Source organism: Pedobacter sp. 01N416 (genome assembly GCF_056399685.1).
In genome coordinates this window covers 1-6,693 of record NZ_JBFTRT010000260.1, presented here as the reverse complement: position 1 = coordinate 6,693, position 6,693 = coordinate 1, and the positions used below count along the sequence as shown (strand labels likewise).

At 39.0% G+C, this 6,693-nt stretch carries 5 protein-coding genes; 1 reads left to right on the top strand and 4 read right to left on the bottom strand.

Annotated elements, in window-relative coordinates:
* On the top strand, window positions 1-669 hold a 669-nt coding region (locus tag AC1DND_RS15245; protein WP_477582825.1), incomplete at its 5' end, for an HAD-IIA family hydrolase.
* A gap of 335 nt (window positions 670-1,004) precedes the next feature.
* Here AC1DND_RS15245 and AC1DND_RS15240 read toward each other — a convergent pair.
* The 4 genes from AC1DND_RS15240 to AC1DND_RS15225 form a co-directional block, all read right to left on the bottom strand.
* Complete coding sequence (locus AC1DND_RS15240) at window positions 1,005-1,280, bottom strand: hypothetical protein (protein WP_477582824.1); 276 nt, start codon at window positions 1,278-1,280, stop codon at window positions 1,005-1,007.
* Window positions 1,281-1,954: 674 nt separating this feature from the next.
* The gene (locus AC1DND_RS15235) at window positions 1,955-3,457 is read right to left on the bottom strand and encodes an alpha-L-fucosidase (RefSeq protein ID WP_477582822.1); all 1,503 of its coding nucleotides are present in this window, start codon (window positions 3,455-3,457) and stop codon (window positions 1,955-1,957) included.
* A 24-nt stretch (window positions 3,458-3,481) separates the two neighbouring features.
* Window positions 3,482-5,071, bottom strand: coding sequence for a beta-N-acetylhexosaminidase (locus AC1DND_RS15230; RefSeq protein ID WP_477582820.1), 1,590 nt, complete (start codon window positions 5,069-5,071; stop codon window positions 3,482-3,484).
* A complete protein-coding gene (locus AC1DND_RS15225) occupies window positions 5,071-6,468 on the bottom strand; it encodes an alpha-L-fucosidase (protein ID WP_477582818.1) in 1,398 nt (465 codons plus the stop codon). The genes AC1DND_RS15230 and AC1DND_RS15225 overlap by 1 nt, the downstream gene beginning before the upstream one ends.
* Window positions 6,469-6,693: the final 225 nt, after the last annotated feature.

The window sequence follows — 6,693 nt, the reverse complement described above, 5'->3', positions numbered from 1 at the left end:
TTTATGACCAACAATAGTCAGAGAACAGCTTTGGAGGTAGTACGCAAACTTAAAGGATTAGGTATAAAGGTAGAAGAAAGTCATGTATACACCAGTGCGATGGCTACTGGAAAATTTCTGTCCGATCAAAGCCCGAATGGTACCGCGTATGTATTGGGAGAAGGCGGTTTACTAAGCAGTTTACACGATCATGGTATTACTTTGGTAAACACCGATCCGGAATTTGTTGTGCTGGGAGAAGGTAGAAACTTTACGCTCGAAATGGTGCAGCGTGCTGTTGATATGATTCTTGCGGGAGCTAAATTTATTACTACCAACAGAGATCCATCGCCCAAAAAACCAGGGTGGAATAATTTAGGCATTGCCGCAACCACTGCCATGATTGAGGAAGCAACCGGCAGAAAAGCGTTTGTTACAGGCAAACCAAGTCCCGTGATGATGCGCTCGGCACGTAAATTTTTAGGATTAGAAACCAGTGAAACTACGGTTATTGGCGATACCATGGAAACTGATATACAAGGAGGTGTACAAATGGGCTATAAAACCATTCTGGTACTTTCGGGTATCTCAAGCAAAGATACTTTAGGGCATTATGCTTTTAAACCCGACATGATTGCAAGCTCCGTTGATGAAATTAAGTTTCCTTTAGCCTGGTGGGAAGGTAAATAGTTTGGGGTCTTTAGTTTGAAGTCCTTAATCTAAAGTCGATTAAAATTGCAGGCTGTATCATATTTGTAATTTCCATTCGAATTTGTCACGTTGAGCTTGTCGAAACGCCTTTCGGGATATTTAAACAGGTCCTTCGACAGGCTCAGGATGACAAATCTATATTTATAATACAGCCTATGAAAAACACAGAATTCGAATTAAATACTAAATAGAGTGTCAGATAGAAATATCTGACACCACATGATCTGCCAGCTTTTCAGACATGAAAGCGACTAATGAGCCAAGTCTACTTCTAATAACGACCTCCTGTCCATATTTTTCTTAGCGCGGCTGCGCTACTTTATTTTATGAATGGTAAATAAAGGGGTTGAGTGGAGATACACAGGCTTAAAAAAACTCAACCGATAATCAGTTGTAAATACAACAGGTGCAGCCTCAAGCTTAGCAGCCATACCAATAGGTTTAAACAATTTTAATGAAGCTGAATCATTTACAATATGCTCATGCACTGGGGCTTCAGGCCTTTTATCTTCACTAAATTTATTGGCTTTGGTTAAAAGCCCAACTGCCGGTATAACCATTAAAAGCGCTACGCAAGAAATCAGTCTCATATCATTGTGCTTAAATTATCCTATTATTTGGTTAGGATCTTTTAACAAAGATGAACCGATGTTATTAGTAAGATAGTTAGTTAGCGTTATTAAATTGTTAAGGTTACGACACCGGTTTAATACAATATTAAATGTATCAAGCCAATAGTGTGATTTATATAACTGCACCCACGATTTATATTACTGCACTCACGTTTTATATTACTGCACTCACGTTTTATATTACCGCACCCGCGATTTATATTATTGCACTTGCGATTTATATTACCGCACCCATGATTTATATTATCGTACCCGTGATTTATATTAAGATATCAGGCTTAAGGATTATTTGATTTGATAATTCTGATATGGATGTATACCCACGGGGTTAGGATTAAGATCGCGTAGAAACATCCATCGCTACGCAATCATTAACTAACCAAATAAATGTATTTACCAGGCGTAACATCAGATAACCAGTCTAAAGTACGCTTAGCATAGAAGGTAAAATTCGGGCACTAATCAACCTATTCATTACCTTGTCGTTTACATTTAAATTTTCCTGTCAAAACCCGGTTTATGCCCTCTCGGCCATTACTTCCATTTATCGCACAGCATGGTTTGATAGTATACAACCGCACGGTTTACTATAAATCGTATTAAAACATTTAAGAAAAAACCATTCATCCAGGCTACATTTTAGCATCCATTAACTTTGCTGCTTTTGCTTTTGGCGCCACCAGTTTCATTTTAATTACAAATGCTTTGTTGGATTGAAAATCTTTTGGCAGTATTACATCGTAATAGGTATTCTTATCCAGATCCAAACCAAGGTCTGCTTGTTTTAAGGTTAAATTCTTACTGTTTACTAAAAGCGCAGCTGTACCGGGAACTTGTTTGGCATTTTTAGGCACCGCAATACGCACAATGCCATTTACGGGTTGGTTAAAAACAGTTAAATAAAGATTATCGGCTTTTTGAGTAAAGTAACCTAATTTAGAAGGGGTTAATGCAGCATGGCGCGCCCCATATACCGCCTCGGCATTTATTTTTATCCATTCGCCAATTTCCTTTGCAATTTTATCCTCTTCGGGATGCATATTTCCATTGCCATCGGGTCCAAAGTTTAGTACAAAATTGCCATTCATTGATACCGAACGCATCAGCATATCCAATAAATCGTCGGTAGTTTTGGTATAAATCCCCGACCAATCTTTCATATATCCCCAACCGTTTGGCGGGATAGTCATTACCGCATCCCAATCGTTACCGTTTAACCACTCAAATTCTGCAGGTAACTTACGCTCCCAGCCTTGTTCGTAATCGCCTAAAATATTACCATTCGAATCGAAGTGTCTTGAGCCATGTTCATCGTTACGGAAACGCGAGCCAATAATTAATCCAGGATGTTTTTCTCGGAGTTCTTTTTCTAAATTGTAGGTAAATTCGTAGGCACTTTTCCACGAGGCATCCCAGGTACCATCAAACCAGAAACCTTTAATTTTCGGATAGTTATCCAGTTGCTCTAAAAGCTGGTTTCGGGTATAAGCTAAAAATTTACCGAATTTTTCTTTCTCTTCGTCTGTTTTTGGAGCTTTCCCCATATAATTTGGGTTATTCCATTCTAAAATCGAGTAATAGAGATATACATCAATACCTTCGGCGGTATAAGCATCTACAATCTGTTTTACAATATCTTTTTTATACGGCGATGCAGAAACATTATAATCAGAATATTTGGTTGGCCAAAGTGCAAAGCCATCATGATGTTTGGTGGTAAAAATCACATACTTCGCGCCCATATCCTTAGCTTGTTTAGCCCAGCGTTTAGCATCAAAGTTTTTCGGGTTAAACTGTTTGTACAGGTTATCGTAAGTTTTGGCCCAATCTTTTGGCGCTGTAGGCCCGCCCCAGGATCGGATCCATTCTGATGCTGCTGCACCTCCCCTTGCACTTACCCCATTCCATTCGTTACCCGCGATAGAATAAATTCCCCAATGGATAAACTGCCCTAAACCATAACTGCGAAAGGCTTCCATATCGGCATCGGTACGGTTTGGCGGTGTTAGGGTTCCGTATTTAACTTCAACTTCTTTTGTAGGCTTGCTCTTCGGCCCTGTCCATTGCGCATCTACAGGGTGTTCTACAACTACAGCAGCAAGGGTAACCAAGGCAAACTTTAATATATTCTTCATATTCAAATTTTATTCGTGTGCGTGTTAATCTTTATAATTTAATGGCTTCTTTCTCTTAACCGGTATTTCTGGGTTTTGTAAAGGTTTTGAGGGATGATAATAATAAATTCCTGCTTTGCCATAAAGCGCCAGGTGCTGGGTTAAATTATTACTGAAGGTTTTAAAATCTTTATGATTTTGCGCCGTCCATGCAGCCTCTGCCAGGGCGGCAATCCGCGGAAAAAGCAAATAATCTAAACGGTTGTCATTATCTACTGTTTCTGTCCAAAGGTTTGCCTGTATACCTAAAATAAGCTGTTTTTCTTTTTTATTTTCGGCAAAAGACTGTGCATCGAACTGATATACCTGCTCAATCGGACTATATAATTTATTCCATTTTCTACCGTATTGATGGGTACTATCCTGAACAAAATCGAAATACAATGGCAAGCGTGGGCATAAAACTGTTTGATAACCTTTACTTAAAGCAGTGCGAAGCTGAGCAGGTTTTTCCTGGCGCCACCAAAACATAATGGTTTTCTCTTTGGGTAGGTCGGCTTCGGCCATTTCATCCCAAAAAATAGCCTTGGCATTTAATTGGTAGAGCGAATCGGCCATACGTTTCATAAAATAGTGTTCTACCGCAGCATCATCCTTAAGCTTTTCACGCTCGCGGAGTTTTAAAATATCTGGATTGCTTTTCCATTTTTCATTTCCGTAGCTCACTTCATCCCCTCCCAAATGGATTAATCCCGAAGGAAAAAGCACATTGGTTTCTTTTAGAATATCGGTTAAATAACCGTAGGTTTTTTCCAGGCCAGGGTTAAAGGTAAACTCTGGATGCCCTATTGAACCGCCTCCTGAGTATTCTGGATAGGCTTTATTGGCTGCAGTAGCATGTCCGGGCATATCAATTTCAGGTATTACTTTAATGTAGCGTTCAGCAGCGTAAGCCACAATTTCCCTAATATCGGCCTGTGTGTAAAACTGTGCTGGCAAATTGGGGTTTAAATAATCACCAATACCGCCAATAAGGGCCAAATTTGGATACTTTTTAATCTCTAGGCGCCAGGCAGGCTCATCGGTTAAATGCCAATGAAAAGTATTTAGTTTATAAAAAGCCATCCAGTTTAAAATGGATTTCACTTTTTGTTTGCCAAAAAAATGGCGCGATTCGTCGAGCATAAAGCCACGCCAGCCATAAGCCGGTGCATCACTTATTTCTACAGCAGGAAGCTGGGTGTTTTTATTGGTTAGCGCCAATTGCAGCAGTGAAACCACTCCATAAAAAATGCCATTGGGATGTGTACCAGAAACGATAATCTGGCCAGGTTTGATACTGATCTGATAAGCGCATGAATCTGCATTTTTCCTCCCTGTTTTTAGCAATAGCATAATATTTGCCGATTTCGCTTTCTGTTGAATGGTAATTCCTTTTTGGCTTAATAATTCGTTCTGAAAATAATAGGCTATTGTTTTTAACTGTTCGTTATTGTAACCAATACTACTGTAATTGTTAAGGGCAAAGTAGCCACTACCTTTTACAAATTGCACTGGCATAGGAATAATTCCCTGTTGTTGCGCAAACGCAGTTGAATAAACAAGTAATATAGATAATATATGTAGTAACCTCATTAGTTGGCTGTTATTTTTAATACATAAACAGGAATTTGATTTCCTTTATTATAATCACCTGGTAAATCAAGGTTAAGCCCCTCACTATTTACTGTCCATTTAATTTTTTTATTGTTTCCCAGGAGTTCAATATCTTTAACAGACAGTGTGCTTTTGTTTATCTGCTTTAACAGTACATCTGGCTTTTGCCAGCTTCTTAAAAAAGCATATACAGTCTTGTCTTTTGCGGTATAGTAAACATCTGGTGTTAAAGATTTTGGTGTACCATCAAAAACGGCATCTTTAATGGCATTTTTACTTTCTTCGATGGAAATATTGTCGGTCTTTTCACTCCTATTTTCTTTTATAGCTAACCATGGATGGCTGGCGTAAATGGCCTCATGATTAATATCCATCCATTTACCTACTTCTTTTAATCGGGCAGTTGCCCAATCTGGAAATGTACCATCGCCTTTAGGGCCAACATTTAACAGCAGGTTGCCACCATTAGCTACTACTTCTACCAAGTGCCGTACCAGCATTTCTGGTGATTTCCAAAGGCTATCGTGTTTGTTGTAACCCCAGTTTTGGCCAATGGTTAAACAAGACTCCCATGCTTTTTTTGATGATGGCGACAAAGACTGTTCAGAAATTGAAAAATCGCCATAACCATTCCCAATTCTATTGTTAACCAAGCAGTTTGGCTGTAATTTATTAACTAACGCTTTAAGTTCTTGGCTCTCTGTTTTACTGATAAGCTCAGGCGTATCGAACCAAAGTGCGCCAATTGGGCCATAGTTACTTAAAAGCTCCGTGATCTGTGGTTTAACCTTTCTTTCGAAATAGCGGTTAAAAACTTTTTCATCTTCATTCGGATAATCCCAGGTGTTGCTTCTGCCCGCTTTTACAGGCCAATTGGTTGGCACATCCGGATCTTGCCAATCTCTCCCTAAGGAATAATAAAGACAAAGCGTGATTTTATATTTTTTGCAGGCTTTTGCCAGCTCTGCAATTGGATCGCGCTTAAAGGGGCTCCTTTTCACCATGTTATAATCACTGCTGGCTGAGTTGTACATGGCAAATCCGTCATGATGYTTGGCCGTAAAAACGATATACTTCATCCCTGTTTCTTTGGCTTGTTTAACCCAGGCATCTGCATCGAACTTTATGGGATTAAATTGATCGGCAATGGTTCCGTACTCTTGTACCGGAATACGTTCGTAAAGCATAAAATGCTCTCCTCCTTTAACCTTATGGCCTTTCCAATCGCCAGCAGTTTGGGCATACAAGCCCCAATGTAAAAACATGCCGAATTTTTCTGTCCTAAACTGTTCTAATGCATTATTTTGTACTGTTTGCCCAACCAATAGCTGGACAAACAGTACAAATAACAGACTTAAAAAAAGCGGTTTTCTCATTTTTGATTTGGTTTAAAACATTAAAAATAAGCCTGTTTATAAATAATAATAATTAAAGGGCAATCACTTTTATGGATGATGCCTTATCGTTAAAAGTAGAAACGTAAGTACTTGACGACGTTAATTCGATACTACTTCCGGTAAAGTTATCTCCATCATACATAATTACTTTAACACCAAGACCTAAATTAACGGATGATACATCGTTATTGCTAATACCACGGC